Annotated in this window: 1 protein-coding gene and 1 rRNA gene; one reads left to right on the top strand and one right to left on the bottom strand. The window is 51.8% G+C overall.

The genetic code is table 11. The features are described from left to right. Positions 1-192, top strand: a 192-nt coding sequence (locus tag C6H66_RS26520; protein ID WP_219847659.1) for a hypothetical protein, incomplete at its 5' end; no start/stop codon positions are given. Here C6H66_RS26520 and C6H66_RS26515 read toward each other — a convergent pair. Beyond that, a 23S ribosomal RNA gene (locus C6H66_RS26515) occupies positions 191-673 on the bottom strand; the annotation flags it as partial. The genes C6H66_RS26520 and C6H66_RS26515 overlap by 2 nt on opposite strands.

Raw genomic sequence — 673 nt, 5'->3', positions numbered from 1 at the left:
GTTCGGCATGGGGTCAGGTGGGACCGCCGCGCTATCGCCGCCAGGCATATTCCGTTTTATTCCAACCCTTGTCTGACTCTCCGTCACCACAACCATTGGAACCAATCTCTGAACAAGCTGAAATCTGTCTCTCTTCTGTCTTCCGACTTCTGTTTGCTGTCTTCCGACACCAAAACCCCTTCGGCGTTGTAAGGTTAAGCCGCTCGGTTCATTAGTACTGGTCAGCTCAATGCATCGCTGCGCTTACACACCCAGCCTATCCACGTCTTCGTCTTAAACGTTCCTTCCGTGACTCTAAGTCAAGGGAAGACTCATCTCAAGGCAAGTTTCCCGCTTAGATGCTTTCAGCGGTTATCTCTCCCGCACTTAGCTACCGGGCTATGCCATTGGCATGACAACCCGTACACCAGCGGTGCGTCCACTCCGGTCCTCTCGTACTAGGAGCAGCCCCTTTCAATCTTCCTGCGCCCACGGCAGATAGGGACCGAACTGTCTCACGACGTTCTAAACCCAGCTCGCGTACCACTTTAAATGGCGAACAGCCATACCCTTGGGACCTACTTCAGCCCCAGGATGTGATGAGCCRTATCAATCATGCTAATGAGATCGACCAATCCTTACGGAACAGCATGATGTTGCTGAAACAAGCAGGTATCACGTTATTAAATCAAAG

The sequence above is a fragment of the Photorhabdus hindustanensis genome (genome assembly GCF_002968995.1).
Classification (GTDB): Bacteria; Pseudomonadota; Gammaproteobacteria; order Enterobacterales; family Enterobacteriaceae; genus Photorhabdus; species Photorhabdus akhurstii.
Note: the sequence above shows the minus strand (reverse complement) of the source record. Positions and strands in the feature narration are given on the sequence as shown.